The sequence below is a fragment of the Allostreptomyces psammosilenae genome, from assembly GCF_013407765.1.
In the GTDB taxonomy this organism is placed as follows: Bacteria; Actinomycetota; Actinomycetes; order Streptomycetales; family Streptomycetaceae; genus Allostreptomyces; species Allostreptomyces psammosilenae.
This window is the reverse complement of the sequence record NZ_JACBZD010000001.1, coordinates 1,968,305-1,980,855: the sequence shown is the minus strand read 5'-3', so window position 1 is coordinate 1,980,855 and position 12,551 is coordinate 1,968,305. Positions and strand designations below refer to the sequence as shown.

Annotated in this window: 14 protein-coding genes; 7 read left to right on the top strand and 7 right to left on the bottom strand. The window is 73.7% G+C overall.

Translation table 11 applies throughout. The features are described from left to right. Positions 1-106: 106 nt before the first annotated feature. Positions 107-904, bottom strand: coding sequence for an SDR family NAD(P)-dependent oxidoreductase (locus FHU37_RS07995; protein ID WP_179813516.1), 798 nt, complete (start codon positions 902-904; stop codon positions 107-109). Positions 905-991: 87 nt separating this feature from the next. On the opposite strand from FHU37_RS07995, the gene FHU37_RS07990 reads away from it, so the two are divergent. Next, entirely contained in the window at positions 992-1,831 is an 840-nt protein-coding gene (locus FHU37_RS07990) for a helix-turn-helix transcriptional regulator (RefSeq protein WP_179813515.1), read from the top strand. A gap of 31 nt (positions 1,832-1,862) precedes the next feature. On the opposite strand, the gene FHU37_RS07985 is transcribed toward FHU37_RS07990, so the two are convergent. Next, a complete protein-coding gene (locus FHU37_RS07985) occupies positions 1,863-3,011 on the bottom strand; it encodes a serine hydrolase domain-containing protein (protein WP_218903970.1) in 1,149 nt (382 codons plus the stop codon). 83 nt (positions 3,012-3,094) lie between these two features. Between FHU37_RS07985 and FHU37_RS07980 the strand changes: the two genes are divergently transcribed. Next, entirely contained in the window at positions 3,095-3,634 is a 540-nt protein-coding gene (locus tag FHU37_RS07980) for a PadR family transcriptional regulator (protein ID WP_179813514.1), read from the top strand. A 55-nt stretch (positions 3,635-3,689) separates the two neighbouring features. Here the strand turns inward: FHU37_RS07980 and FHU37_RS07975 are convergent, their stop codons facing one another. Next, entirely contained in the window at positions 3,690-4,454 is a 765-nt protein-coding gene (locus tag FHU37_RS07975; RefSeq protein WP_179813513.1) for a class I SAM-dependent methyltransferase, read from the bottom strand. 370 nt (positions 4,455-4,824) lie between these two features. Here FHU37_RS07975 and FHU37_RS07970 point away from each other — a divergent pair, with 370 nt between their 5' ends. Continuing rightward, a complete protein-coding gene (locus FHU37_RS07970; RefSeq protein ID WP_179813512.1) occupies positions 4,825-5,928 on the top strand; it encodes an RICIN domain-containing protein in 1,104 nt (367 codons plus the stop codon). Between the two features lie 85 nt (positions 5,929-6,013). On the opposite strand, the gene FHU37_RS07965 is transcribed toward FHU37_RS07970, so the two are convergent. Further along, positions 6,014-6,727: a TetR/AcrR family transcriptional regulator gene (locus tag FHU37_RS07965; protein WP_179813511.1), complete on the bottom strand. Its 714-nt coding sequence runs from the start codon at positions 6,725-6,727 to the stop codon at positions 6,014-6,016. A 136-nt stretch (positions 6,728-6,863) separates the two neighbouring features. On the opposite strand from FHU37_RS07965, the gene FHU37_RS07960 reads away from it, so the two are divergent. The 3 genes from FHU37_RS07960 (at position 6,864) to FHU37_RS07950 (ending at position 10,057) form a co-directional block, all read left to right on the top strand. Next, entirely contained in the window at positions 6,864-7,565 is a 702-nt protein-coding gene (locus tag FHU37_RS07960) for an NAD(P)-dependent oxidoreductase (RefSeq protein ID WP_179813510.1), read from the top strand. 151 nt (positions 7,566-7,716) lie between these two features. Beyond that, positions 7,717-8,913 carry an NAD(P)/FAD-dependent oxidoreductase gene (locus FHU37_RS07955; protein WP_179813509.1) on the top strand — a complete coding sequence of 399 codons (1,197 nt, stop codon included), beginning with the start codon at positions 7,717-7,719 and terminating at the stop codon, positions 8,911-8,913. Positions 8,914-9,040: 127 nt separating this feature from the next. Continuing rightward, positions 9,041-10,057, top strand: a complete 1,017-nt coding sequence (locus tag FHU37_RS07950; protein ID WP_179813508.1) for a hypothetical protein — start codon at positions 9,041-9,043, stop codon at positions 10,055-10,057. 11 nt (positions 10,058-10,068) lie between these two features. Here FHU37_RS07950 and FHU37_RS07945 read toward each other — a convergent pair whose 3' ends face one another. Continuing rightward, positions 10,069-10,533: an SRPBCC family protein gene (locus FHU37_RS07945; protein ID WP_179813507.1), complete on the bottom strand. Its 465-nt coding sequence runs from the start codon at positions 10,531-10,533 to the stop codon at positions 10,069-10,071. A 203-nt stretch (positions 10,534-10,736) separates the two neighbouring features. Further along, complete coding sequence (locus tag FHU37_RS07940) at positions 10,737-11,171, bottom strand: ester cyclase (protein WP_179813506.1); 435 nt, start codon at positions 11,169-11,171, stop codon at positions 10,737-10,739. 201 nt (positions 11,172-11,372) lie between these two features. Here FHU37_RS07940 and FHU37_RS07935 point away from each other — a divergent pair, with 201 nt between their 5' ends. Next, positions 11,373-11,786: a VOC family protein gene (locus FHU37_RS07935; RefSeq protein ID WP_179813505.1), complete on the top strand. Its 414-nt coding sequence runs from the start codon at positions 11,373-11,375 to the stop codon at positions 11,784-11,786. A gap of 145 nt (positions 11,787-11,931) precedes the next feature. Here FHU37_RS07935 and FHU37_RS07930 read toward each other — a convergent pair whose 3' ends face one another. Further along, positions 11,932-12,315 carry a hypothetical protein gene (locus tag FHU37_RS07930; RefSeq protein WP_179813504.1) on the bottom strand — a complete coding sequence of 128 codons (384 nt, stop codon included), beginning with the start codon at positions 12,313-12,315 and terminating at the stop codon, positions 11,932-11,934. Positions 12,316-12,551 lie beyond the last annotated feature (236 nt).

Here is a 12,551-nt window from a genome sequence, read left to right as displayed (position 1 = left end):
CGGCCGAGGCCACCTGAGTGCCGATCACCCGCACCACCACCGGTCGGCGCGACATCCCACCCGGGCGGTGGGGTGCCGCGCCGACCGGGTGCGCCGCCGGCGGGGATCAGGCGTACAGGCCGCCGTCCACGCGCAGGACCGTTCCGGTCACGTAGGAGGAGCGGTCGCTCAGCAGCCATGCGGCGGCCTGCGCGATCTCCTCCGGACGGGCGGCCCGCCCCAGCGGCGTCATGGCGTTGGACCGCGCGGTGATGCCCGGGTCGGCCTCCTCCCACTGGTCGATCATCTCGGTGAGGGTGGTCCCGGGTGCGACGGCGTTGACCCGGATGCCCTCGGGGCCGTAGGCGGCCGCCGCCGACGCGGTGAGGCTGTTGAGCGCCCGCTTCATGGCCCCGTAGGCGGGCAGCACCGGGTTGGCCAGGAGGCTGCCGATGCTGGAGTTGTTGACGATGGTGCCCTGCCCGGCGGTGGCCCGGATGGCGGCGATCTCGGCGTCCATGGCCAGCCAGCAGCCCTTGAGGTTGACGGTGTAGACGTGGTCCAGGACGGCTTCGCCGGTCTGGTCCGGCGGGCCGGGCCGCTGGACCGTCGCCGCGTTGTTGAAGGCGGCGTCGAGCCGGCCGTACAGCTCCACGGCCCGCTCCACGGCGGCGCGGACGCTCGCCGGGTCCGCCAGATCGCAACGAGCGTGGTCGGCGGTACCGCCCGCGGCCCGGATCTCCTCGGTGACCGCCCTCAGTTGGGCCTCGGTCCGGGCCGCGAGCAGCACCCGGGCGCCCTCGCGGGCGAACAGCCGTGCCGCGGCGGCGCCGATGCCGCGTCCGGCGCCGGTGACGAAGACGACCTTCCCGGCCAGCAGGCCGGTGGTCGCCACGGGGGTGTCGGTGATCGGTGTGCTTCCCATGGCGACGAGGCTGGTCCCGCTCTGCCGCCCCATCCAGGCACCGGCGGTACCTGGATGGGCGTCCCGGCGCCTCGCACACTGGTGGCCATGGACAGACGAGAGCTGGCCGGCTTCCTGCGCAGCAGACGGGAGCGGATCTCCCCCGCCGACGTCGGACTGCCCGTGGGGACGCGACGGCGCACCCCGGGGCTGCGCCGCGAGGAGGTGGCGCAGCTGGCCTTCATCTCGACCGAGTACTACACCCGGTTGGAGCAGGCACGGGGCCCCCACCCGTCACGCGAGGTGCTGGCCGGCCTGGCCCGGGCCCTGCGCCTGTCGGACGCCGAGCGCGACCACCTCCACCACCTGGCCGGCGCCGCTCCGGGCCCGCCGCCCGGGCCGTCGCGGGAGGTGCCGGGCAGCATCCTGGACTTGCTGCGGCGGCTGCCGCAGGCCGCGGCGTTGGTGCTGTCCGCGGTCCAGGAGGTGATCGCCTGGAACGACCTGGCCGCCGCCCTCATGGAGGACTTCTCCGCGCTGTCGCGGCCGGACCGCAACCTGGTGCGGCGGGCCTTCCTGCGGGAGGGGTGGCTGTACGGACTGTCGGACGCAGAGGTGTTCGCCCGCGGCGCGGTCCGGCGCCTGCGCGCCGCCGCCGCCCGCTACCCGGACGACCCCGAGGTGACCGCCCTGGTGGACGAGCTCCTCGCCGGGAGCGAGGACTTCGCCCGGCTGTGGGCCGCCCACGACGTGCGGGTGGCCGCCCCGCTGCGCAAGACCATTCACCATCCGCTCGTCGGGCCGGTCACGGTCAACTGCGACGTCCTCGACATCACCGACCGGGACCAGCAGGTGGTGATCTACACGGCCGACCCCGGCTCACCGTCGGCCGAGGCGCTGAGGCTGCTGTCGGTCATCGGCACCCAGCGCATGGACGTGCCCGGCTGAACGCCGCGCGGCAGGCCCCGCCCACCGGCACTCACCTGCGCCAGACGTCCAGGAGTCGCGCCATCAACCGGAAGGGGATGGCCTGCCCCCTGGTCTGGTCGACGGTGCCGGCCAGGTGCAGGTCGAGCTCCGGGCAGTGGAACAGCCAGGTGCCGGTGGCCCCGGAGTGGCCGACGAGCGTGACGGGGTGGCGCCCCCGGGACGCGAGCCGGCCGACCCCGAAGAACATGGTGCCCAGTCCGTACCTCAGGACGGGGACGTTGCGCAGCCGGTTGCGCCGCTCGGTGAGGAACTCCAGTGAGCGGGCGTCACCGAAGAGCCGGCCGTCCAGCAGCGCCCGCTGGAAGGCGAGGAGATCGCCGGTGGTGCTGCACAGGTCGTTGCAGGACTCGATCATCGCGGGGAGCGTCACGCGGCGCTGCCGCGCGTGGAGCGGCGAGGGCGGCGCGGTCGCCGGATCCGGGGGGATCCGGCCGGGGAGCCAGGTGTGCGTCAGGCCGAGCGGGGCGAGGATCCGTTCGGTCAGCAGCTCGGCGAACGACCGCTCGGTCACCGTCTCCAGGATGCGGATGAGCAACTGGAAGCCGGTGTCGGAGTAGCGGGCCTTCTGCCGGGCGGCGGTGAGGTCCTGCGGCTCGAAGTGCGGACGCTGCTGCTCCCGCGTGGTCCGCATGGTGTCCTCGAAGGTCCAGGCCAGGTCCCGGCCGGCGGCGAGGCGCTGGTACAGGCTGGGGCCCTCGCGACGCTTCTCGAACTGGTCGGGCAGCCCGGAGGTGTGGCTGGCGAGGTGCCGCACGGTGATCGCGGAGGTCCGGTCGATCCCGTCGAGGACGTGGAGTCCGGTGACCGTCTCCGCCGGCAGGTAGCTGTCGATCGGCGCGTCCAGTTCGAGCTCGCCGCGCTCCCGGGCCTGCAGCACCAGCGTGATGATGAACCGTTTGGTGACGCTGGCGATGAAGAACGGGGTGTCGGGACGCAGTGGGCGGTCGTCGGCGCCGGCGTCGGCGCGGCTCGCCGCGGCGGCCCAGCGCCGTTGCCCGTCACCGCTGGTGAGGGCGACGTTGGCGTGGTGGATGCCGCTGCGCGCGACGAGGTTGCCCAGCAGGCGCGTCAGCCGCGCGTCGACCTCGGGGCGGACGTGGTTGTCGTGGGCATGCTGCATGGTCGGCGGCGATGTCACGCGAGTGCTCCTTGTCTCCGTTCCCGGGCGGCACATGTCTAGCAGACATGTCTATGAGACACCAATGGAGCTAGACTCGTCCCATGGCGCATGTGATCCTCGGTCTGCTGCTGATCGCCCCGCAGAGCTTCTACGACCTCATCAAGGGATTCGAGGCCGGCGTCGCGCTCTTCTACAGCGCGAGCTCCGGCAGCATCAGGCGCGCGCTGGACACCCTGCTCGCGCGGGGGTTCATCGAGGTCGCCAGCATCGAGGCCGGAGGCCGGGGACGGAAGGTGTACCGGCTGACCGACGCCGGTCGTGCCGAGTTCCGCGCCTGGATGACGGGGGAGCCGACCGGCCCCGACCTGGAGACCGCGGCGCTGTCCCGGCTCTACTTCCTCGGCCTGCTGGAGCCGTCCGAGCGGCTACCGGTGCTCCGCCGCATCACGGAGCGCATCGAGACCGACCTCGCCGCGCTCTCGGCCCTCGACCGGCAGCTCGACACCCGGGACGTCCCCGAGGAGCACCGCGACCTCGCCGCCCACCAGCGCGCGACGCTGGACTACGGCATCGCCGCACACCGCTTCATGCTCGACTGGTTCCGCGACCGGATGGACCGGCAGGGACCGCCGAACCGCTGACCCCGCGCGGGCGCGTCCGGCGCCGAGGAGCCGCCCGGACCCGCGATCTTCGGGCTCAACCGGCCAGTCGGGCCTTCCAGATCTCCTCGCTGGGCCACTGGCGGGCCCAGTCCGCGGAGACTTCGTCGTAGTCCCGGTGCGCCGGACTGGGCGCCTGGATCTCGATCAGGTCCTCGACCACGAAGCCGCAGGAGCGCAGCAGGCGCAGCATGTCGCCGTGCGGCAGGGTGAACTCCACCCCGTTGCCCCAGTCCAGCCGGCGCAGGCCGAACTGCGGGCGGAGCAGGGCCGCCGGCGCCGGCCCGTCAGGCCGCCAGCAGAGCGCGAACAGCGGCGACCGCCGCGTGAACACCAGCCTGCCGCCGGGGACCAGCACGCGCGCCGCCTCCGGGATCCACCGGTAGGGGTCGCACCACAGCGAAGCGCCGTAATCGCTGATCGCGAAGTCGAACGTGCCGTCGTCGCAGGGGAGCCGTTCGGCGTCGCCCAGCAGGAGGGGGAACTCCAGGCCGAACTCCGCCTGCATCGCCCGCGCGGTGGCGAGCTGCCTCTCCGACAGGTCGATCCCGACGGGGCGGGCGCCCGCTCGGGCCAGCCACGCCGAGACGTACCCGGTCCCGCAGCCCAGCTCGATCGCCCGCGCCCCGGCGATGTCGTCGGGGAACAGCGAGACCTGCGACTCCGGCGTCGCCCACAGCCCCCAGCGTGGTTCCGCCGACGCCCAGTGGTCGCGCGCGAGCGGCCCGTGCCACCCCGCCGCGTGGTCGTCCCAGTGGCGCCGGTTCAGCTCCACGTGATCACCGTGGTCGCGAACAGTCATGGAGCCATTGGAGTGGCAGCCGGTGCGGGGCGGCAACCGAATAACCGAAGCCGGTTCCGCGCCGGCCGCGGACCGCCGGGAGCCGCGGTGCCGCCACCGGGCGGGAAACCGTCGTAGGACGGCTTCTTGGTGCGGACGAGCCCGTAGCGTGGTTGCGCGGACGGCCTCCCGGACGGCGAGAGGCGTTGACGCCCCGCGGCGGGGCCGGCGACCGGCGGCGGCGCCACGGGATTCATGTCATGTACACGCTCCTGTTGTCGCCGGCCGGCCTCCCCGGAGCCGTCCGCCCGCGCCCCGTTCCGGGTCCTCGTCGCCACGGGGCGACCGCACCGGGACAGAAGTCCACGAGCCGATCAGGAGTACTCCAAGCATGAGATCGTCCAGGCGTTTCCGCCCCCGCGCAGCCCTCGCACCGCTCATCGCCCTGGCCGCCGCGTTGGCCATCGCGGTCGTCCCCGCCACCCAGGCCGGCGCGGCCGGGACGGGCGGCCCGGCCGGGACCGACGGCGCGGCGGCGACCGCGCAGGTCGCGGACCTGAACGGGCTGACGCTGACCTCGGTCAACAACGGCCGGAACCTCGACGTGCAGAACGGGAACACCGGGGACGGCGTCTTCCTCGTCACCAACTCCGCGCCCGGCCACCACCAGGAGTGGAGCCCCGTCCTGCGGACCGACGGGTCGTTCACGCTCGTCAACGACGCGACCGGCAAGTGCGCCGCCGCCGGCCTCCCGCTCAGGCAGCAGACCTGCTCAGGGGCCGCCGGTCAGCGCTGGTACTTCCAGCCGGTGAGCGGCGCCGTCGACACCTACATGGTGCGCAACGCGGGCGACCACCGGTGCCTCGACGTCGTGCTCGCCGCGCAGTACGACGACGCCTGGACGCAGACCTACGGCTGCAACGGCTCCCGGGCCCAGCAGTGGCGCGTCCCCGCGTGGGCGTCCGCCGCCGCCTTCGACGCCGCGGTGCAGTACGCCGCCAACCGGTGCCAGCAGGACGCGTCCACGTGCTCCTGGCGCAAGGGAGTCCAGGAACCGGCGGCGCCGCTCCCGACCGAGTGCGTCTCCCCGGTCTGGTACAACGGCACCGCCGCGGCCGTGCCGTGGACCTTCTCGCTGAACACCAGCAGCGGCTGGTCGAGCACGCTCGGCGTCCAATTCACGTCCGAGCTGGGCGCCGGCTCGCCCAGCCCCGTGCAGGCCAGGGTCAGCCTGACCATCTCCGGCAGCGTCACCTACGACCTGCGGGAGGAACTGGGCAACAGCCTGACGATCTCCATACCGCCGGGTCAGTACGGGTGGGTCGAGCTGTCGGCCCTGGCGACGCGGGTGACCGGTGAGTGGACCTTCGACGCGGCCGGCTACCCGTGGACGGCCCAGGACACCGTCACGGTTCCGCTCAGGAACGACGACCAGGGCGGGGCCAGCGTCTACCTCGCGCGGGCCGAGGCCCAGTTCACCGGCTGCGGCGCCTGACCGGGGCGGCGGCCGATCCGGGGGCGCGCCCGCGCGACGGCCGGGCGCGCCCCTCACCGCGCGGGTGCCCTGCTCGGCTGCCCGGCTAGTCGGCCTGGATGCCGAGAGACCGGATCAGCTGGGTCAGCTCGGCCCGGAAGAGCTTGTCCGGGGCCTGCGTCTGGGCGCGCAGGTGGCCGTAGACCTCCAGCGCGACCAGGCCGTGCAGGTGTCCCCAGATCCGCAGGGCCAGGGCCACACCGGCCGGCGGCAGGTCGGGGAAGGCCGGGCGGACCTTGTCGAGCAGCCCGGGATCGAAGTCCGCCCAGGTGAAGCCACCGTCGTCGTGGGGCGGTCGGGCCGGGTCCCAGGTCGCGGCGGCGAGCGCCGCGATGCCGACGCAGACCCGCCGGGCGGCGTCCGGCGCGGCGCCGCCCTCGGGGGCGCGGTAGCCGGGGACCGGGTCGCCGTAGACGAGCCGGAAGCCCTCGGGGTTGGCCAGGGCCCAGTCGCGGAAGGCGTGCGCCCAGGCCTGGATCCGGGCCGCCGGATCGGCCTTCGGCGCGGCGGCCCAGGCGGCGTCGACGGCGTCCGCGAGCGCGGTGTAGACGTCCGCGACCAGCGCGGTGACCAGGTCGTCCCGGGTGGCGAAGTAGCCGTAGATGGCGTTCGCGGTCATGCCCATCTCGCGGGCGATCGCCCGCAGGGTGATCGCGTCGGGGCCGCCCGAGCGCATCAATCCCAGGGCGGTGCTCTTGATCTCGGCGGTGGTCTCCGCCCGCAGCCGCTCGCGTCGTCCGGTGCTCCGAGTGCCTGCCATGCGCCCACTCTACAGCGTCACTGCACAGCGTCACTGGGCCGATTGCTGTGCGAAAACTTCACGCCGTATAGTTGCTGTGCGGCGTGAAGGCCCCTGGCCCGCGCCGCGTCCATCCGGCATGACCAAGGGGAGAACCATGCACATCGGAGTCATCGGAGCCACCGGCACCATCGGGAGCCGGGTCGTCACCGAAGCCCTCGGCCGCGGGCACCGCGTCACCGCCTTCAGCCGGGACGCCTCCGCGATCCACGACCCGCGCGAGAACCTCACCTGGGCCAGCGTCGACGTCCTGGACGCCGCCGGCATCGCCCGCGTCCTGCCGGGTCTGGACGTCCTGATCAGCGCGTTCCAGCCCGGCAACGGCGCCAACGACATCGCCGACACCATCCGGCGCTCCATCGCCGACCCGACCGTCTACGCCACCGCCGCCCGGGCCCTCCTCACGGCCCTGGAGAGCCACCCCCGCACCCGACTGATCGTCATCGGGGGCGCCGGCAGCCTGGAGGTCGCCCCCGGAGTCGTCCGCGCCGACCACGACGAACTCCTCCACGAGGCGCTCGACGCCATCGGGCTCCCGCGCGAGTACGCGGCCGCCGTCCGCGGCCACCGTGACGCCCTCAACGTCCTGCGCACCTCGAACCGGCTGTGGACCTACTTCAGCCCCGCCGAGCAGATCGCCCCCGGCGAGCGCACCGGCCGCTTCCGCATCGGCGGTGACCAGCCCGTCCTCGACGCCGACGGCCTCAGCCGGATCTCGGTCGAGGACGCCGCCGTCGCACTCGTCGACGAGGTGGAGCTGCCCCGGTTCGTGCAACGCCGGTTCACCATCGGCTACTGACCCGCACACCCCCGATGGGAGGGGCCGGCCCCGTCGGGGGCCGGCCCCTCCGCACGCCGCCACGCCACCGGCGTGATCCGGCTCACATGCTGTCACGGCGCCGGGCTCCGCGGTGTCTTGAGGCCGAACCCCAAGCACCGGAGGAGACACCATGAGCCAGAACACCGAGGTGGTCGTGGTCGGCGGCGGGTACGCCGGCGTGATGGCGGCCAACCGCCTGATGCGGCGCGACGACGTGGCCGTGACGCTGATCAACCCCCGCCCGGCCTTCGTCGCGCGGCTCCGTCTGCACCAGTTGGTGGGCGGGTCCCACGACGCGGTCTTCGACTACCGGGAGACCCTCGCCGGGGGCGTCCGACTGCTGGTCGACACGGTGACCCGGATCGACGCGGCCGGGCGCGGCCTGGAGCTGGCGTCGGGCGGCACGGTGGGCTACGACTACCTGGTCTACGCGGTCGGCAGCGGCAGCGCCGCCCCACGCGTGCCCGGAGCGGCCGAGTTCGGCTACCCGGTCGCCACCCTGGAGGAGGCCGAGCGGCTGCGGTCGCGCCTCGACGACGTGCCCACGACCGCCCCGGTGACGGTCGTCGGAGCCGGTCCGACCGGCATCGAGACCGCCGCCGAACTGGCGGAGCAGGGCCGGCGGGTGACCCTGGTCTGCGGCGGGCTGCTCGGCCCCTACCTGCACCCGCGGGCGCGCGAGACCGCCGCCAAGCAGCTCGCCGGGCTCGGGGCGACCGTGCTGGACGGCTCCGGGGCGAAGGTGACCGCGGTGACCCGCGACGCCGTGCGGCTCGCCGACGGCCGCGAGCTGCCGAGCGCGGTGACCGTCTGGACCGCCGGCTTCGGCGTGCCGGACCTGGCCGCGCGCAGCGGCCTGACCACCGACGCCGTCGGCCGCCTGCTCACCGACGAGACGCTGACCAGCGTGGACGACCCGCGCATCGTCGCCGCCGGCGACTCCGCGGCCCCGTCGGACCTGCCGTTCCGGATGAGCGCCTACGCCGCGGGTTGCCTCGGCGCCCATGCCGCCGACACGGTGCTCGACCGCGTCGCGGGGAGGCAGCCCGCGCCCGTCAACCTGTCCTTCCCCGCGATGTGCGTCAGCCTGGGGCGTCGCGTCGGCATCTTCCAGTTCGCCCACCGGGACGACACCGCGATGCGGCTGTACGTCGGTGGCCGCGCGGGCGCGAAGCTCAAGGAGCTGTCCTGCGCGTCCAGCGTCAAGCACCTGACGGACGAGGCACGCAAGCCCGGTTCGCACACCTGGCCGAAGGGCGGCCACCGCCGGGAGCTGCTGCGGGCCAGGCGGGACCAGGCGGCGACCCCCGCGGGACAGGCGGGTTAGCCCGGGGCGCATGGAACGGCCGCCCATGGACGTTCCCCGCCCGCCGCGGCGAGCGGCGGCCGCGGGGACCCGTCCGGCACCGCCGTCGTCACGTCACCCACGCGAACCTACGATCCGAGGAACAGACATGGCCACACAGGCCCCATCCACAGCCGACGCGCCGCCGTCCCCCTGGCCGACGGTGGTCCGGGCGGTCGTCCTGCTCACGGCGGTCATCAGTGTGCTGCTCACGGCCTTCGCCTGGCCATCGGTGCGGTCGTCGGCGCACGGTGTGCCGATCGCCGTCGCCGGGCCGGGCAGCGCGGTCGAACAGGTCGGCGCCGCCCTGGACCAACGCCTGCCGGACGGCTTCGCGATCACCGAGGTCGCCGACACCGCCGCCGCCGAACGGCTGATCCGCGACCGGGAGGTGTACGGGGCGATCGACGTCACCTCCGGTGCCCCGCGGGTCCTCGTCGCCTCCGCCGCCAGTGCGGCGGTCGCCCAGACCCTGCAGAGCGTCGCGACCGGGCTCGGCCAGGCACCGGGCCAGGCACCGGCACAGGGCGGCGGCGCGCCGCCCGCCGTCCGCGACCTCGTCCCCCTGCCGGCCGACGACCCGCGCGGCGCCGGCCTGGCCGCCGGGGCCCTGCCCCTGGTCATGGGCGGCATGCTCGCCGCGTTCCTGCTGAGCAGACTCGTCCGCGGCACCGCCCGCCAGGCCGCCGGGGCGCTCGCCTTCGCGGTCACCGGCGGCCTGGCGGTGGCGGCGATCCTGCAGTTCTGGCTCGGCTCGCTCGACGGCTCCTACGCGGCCAACAGCGGTGCCGTCGCCCTGGCCATCGCGGCCACCTCGCTGAGCATCATCGGGCTCGAGTCGCTGCTCGGGTACGTCGGCCTCGGCCTCGGCGCCGTCGCCATGATGCTGGTCGGCAACCCCCTGTCCGGCGTCTCGACCGCGCCCGAGATGCTGCCCGGCTGGTCCGGCACGCTCGGCCAGCTGATGCCGCCCGGGGCGGGGGGCCAGTTGCTGCGCTCCACCGCCTTCTTCGACGGCCACGGCGCCACCTCGTCCGTCGTCGTCCTGGTGACCTGGCTCGCGCTCGGTGCGGTGTTGTGCCTGGCCGGCGGCCTGCGTGCCCGCCGGGTCGGGAAACACCCCTGACGCCGCCGCCGTCAGGAGTCGGCGGCGGAGACGTGGCGCGCCAACTCGGCGGCCAGGCGCCGCATCACCGTGCGGTTGGCCCGCCGCATCGCGGCCCGGACCACGGGCGCCAGCAGGCGGTCGCCGAGGGGCGCGCGCACCCAGGCGTAGGTGAACCAGACACGGCTCCCGCCACGCGGCAGCGGTCCGATGTCGTAGACGCCGTGGGCCAGCCGCCGCCCGGACGCACTGACGTTGCGTTCGACGATCCGCCGCGGTGCCTCGGCCTCGACGACCTCGATGGTGACGTCGGTCTTCGTGCCGCCCAGCGCGGCGGTGACCGTGGCGCGCGACCCGACGCCGCGGCCGGGGCCGCCGTAGCGCCAGTCGGTCAGGTAGTGGTCGGTGAAACGCTCGTGGTGAGCCATCACGTCGAGGAAGTCGTACACCTGCTCCGGCGTCTGCGGCACGTCGACTGACACGGTGACGGGCTTCATGTACCAGACGGTACCCGCGGATCCGCGGGCGGGCACCGGTTGGGCGCCGAGATGCCGCGGGACGGCCGGCGGCGTGGCCGCACCACCCGACACGGCCAGCCTCGGCTGAGCCCCGCCCGCGACCGCCGCGCCGCCCCACCCCACCCCGGAGACGCCCCCGCCCCCGCCACTCACCCCGGCGGCGGGTGGCGTCCTCGCACCCGTCAGGACGGAAGGGCGCCGAGCTGGCGCAGCTGCGTCAGGACGTCGACGACGCCGCGGATCTCGGCGATCCGCCCGTCGGCGAAGCGGAAGACGAAGATCTCGCTGTAGGTGACGGTCTTTCCGGTGGGCGGCAGACCCCGGTACTCGCCCAGGTGGGTGCCGGTCACCGTGTTCCTGGAGACCACCTTGTCGCCCTCCGCGATGGTCTCCTCGACGGTGACGCGGATGTCCGGGAACGCGCGCAACAGCACCTCCCACACCCGCTTCAGGGCCTCCACTCCCGTTCCGCCCATCGGGACCGGCGCGTGGAAGAGCACGTCCGGCGCGACGAACTCGTCGATGGCCTTCGCGATGACGTCCGGGTCGCCGCTGTTCACCGCGGAGTGGAAGCGGTGGAGCGTCTGCGTCGTGGGTGTTGCCCCGGCTGCCGACATGTCTGTCTCCTCTGGTCCGTGTCGGAGTGTGTCCCAGCGGTAAGACGACGCAGCCCCCGGGAATGTGATGTGACGCGCGCCACCGGCCGGCTCGGCGGGACCCCCCGGGGAAGCGATCAGGATTCGAGAAGCGGTGCGAACGCGGCCGCTCGTAGCGTGATTCACACGTGCCTGGCATCAACACACGTAAGGGGACACGGCATGAAGGCGCATGTGAGTTCGATCCTGCTCGGCGTGGCGGACATGGAGCGTTCCAAGCGGTTCTACACGGAAGGGCTGGGCTGGAAGATCAAGGCCGACTACGGCGTCTCGGTGTTCTTCGAGCCGGACGGCGGCTCGCCCGTGGGCTTCTACGGCCGGGAGGGCCTGGCCGCCCAGGTGGGCACGAGCCCGGAGGGCAGCGGCTTCAGCGGGCTGGTCCTGACCTACGTGGTCCGCAGCGAGGGGCGGGTCGACGAGATCATCGCGGAGGCGGAGGAGGCCGGCGCCACGATCCTCAAGCCCGCCGGTCCTCTGCCGTGGGGCGGTTACGGCGGTTCCTTCGCGGACCCGGACGGCTACGTCTGGAGCCTCGGATACAGCGCCCAGGGCGAGGACCAGCCCTACGCGGAGTAGCCCCCGAGAGGGCCGCGGGGCACGACCGTCGCCGTTCTCGTGCCGGTGTCGGTGGCACCGGCACGAGAACGGCGGTGTGGAAGGCGGGGCGTGGAGACGGCCGGGAAACGCCGGGAAACCGCGAAACGCCGAAAGGGCGTACCGGTTATGCCGGCATTCCGGTGATCAGCCCGAGGAGGCCGGACAGGGGGCTGAGGAGCGTTCCGTCGTTGGTGCCGGGATTTTCTGCTTCGGGTTGGAATGGCCGGTAGCCGGGCTTTCCGGGATAGTGCTGGCCCCAGCAGTCGGGGCCGTACCCGCCGTGCTCGTGATCATCCGAGCAGCCGCCGTCCGGTGGCGTGGGATCCTCCGGGCAGCCGTCGCCCTGGTCCTCCCCGGAGTCCTCGCAGCCGTCGCCTGGTTCCTCCTCGCAGGAGGTCGTCGCGGGGGGCATGCCTCCGCCCTCGACACCGGTGGCCACGGCGGGGGTGAGGGCCCCCGCGGCGATGATCGCCCCGGCCACGGCGGCGGTGATGCCTTTGCGGTTCATATGGCTCCCTTTCCTTGGGGTATGCGCGACATGATCTTCATACCGCGCCGGTGCGGAGTCCTCGAGTTCAGTGCTCCGACTGCGCACGGTTACCCCTGGATGGCTCACAGCGGAAATCCGTGAGGGAATTCCGCGGGGGAGACCGCGGGGCCCTGGGACGCCCGCGGCCGGGCGCCTGCGGCCGGGGCGTCCACCGAGATGGACTCTCCCACCGTGGGAGGGTGCACCCTGATCAC